Annotated in this window: 1 protein-coding gene; it reads left to right on the top strand. The window is 53.6% G+C overall.

All coding sequences use genetic code 11. The features are described 5' to 3' along the window. Positions 1 to 300: 300 nt before the first annotated feature. On the top strand, positions 301 to 1,163 hold an 863-nt coding region (recA, locus tag ACUVJL_RS32715; RefSeq protein ID WP_445249636.1), incomplete at its 3' end, for a recombinase RecA.

Below are 1,163 nucleotides of genomic sequence, written 5' to 3'. Positions count from 1 at the left end.
CCATGCCCCATGCCCCATGCCCCATGCCCCATGCCCCATGCCCCATGCCCCATGCCCCATGCCCCATGCCCCATGCCCCATGCCCCATGCCCCATGCCCCATGCCCCATGCCCCATGCCCCATGCCCCATGCCTTATAGATCCGAGCCTTGTGAAAGCTGGCGAGTGGCCGGGGCCTCCCCAACATCAAGAATCTTCAACCAGATCCTCCCAGAACCTCCAGACCCCAAAAATAACTGCTAACATACGTGTTGTACAGTTAATCAACAAGCTCCGCAAGGGGTCTACCCGCGTACCGCAAATGGCAAAAAAAGAAGCGTCTATAAAAACTACACCTGAAAACTCAGAAAAGCAAAAAGCCCTAACTTCCGTACTGTCCCAAATCGAGCGCAGCTTTGGCAAAGGAGCGATCGTCCGATTGGGAGACTCCACTCGCATGAGGGTAGAAACCATTCCTACCGGAGCCTTGACACTGGACATTGCTTTGGGCGGCGGTTTGCCAAAAGGCCGAGTCATTGAAATTTACGGGCCCGAAAGTTCCGGTAAAACCACTCTAGCCCTCCACGCGATCGCCGAAGTCCAAAAATCCGGCGGAATCGCAGCCTTCGTCGATGCCGAACACGCCCTAGATCCCACCTACGCCTCAGCTTTAGGCGTCGATATTGAAAATCTCTTAGTTTCCCAGCCGGATACCGGCGAAATGGCCCTAGAAATTGTCGATCAACTCGTGCGTTCCGTCGCCGTCGATATCGTAGTAATTGACTCCGTAGCCGCCCTCGTCCCCCGCGCCGAAATCGAAGGCGACATGGGCGACTCCCACATGGGTTTGCAAGCGCGCTTGATGAGCCAAGCTTTACGGAAAATCACCGGCAATATCGGCAAATCCGGCTGTACCGTCATTTTCCTCAACCAATTGCGGCAGAAAATCGGCATAACTTACGGCAACCCCGAAACAACAACCGGCGGCAACGCACTGAAATTCTACGCCAGCGTGCGACTCGACATTCGCCGCATTCAAAGCTTGAAAAAAGGTACCGAAGAATACGGCAACCGCACGAAAGTTAAAGTTGCTAAAAATAAAGTTGCTCCGCCTTTCCGCATTGCCGAATTTGACATTGTATTTGGCAAAGGCATTTCTACTTTAGGCTGTCTGACTGACTTGGC

The sequence above is a fragment of the Microcoleus sp. OTE_8_concoct_300 genome, from assembly GCF_031383065.1.
Classification (GTDB): domain Bacteria; phylum Cyanobacteriota; class Cyanobacteriia; order Cyanobacteriales; family Microcoleaceae; genus Microcoleus.
Note: the sequence above shows the minus strand (reverse complement) of the source record. Positions and strands in the feature narration are given on the sequence as shown.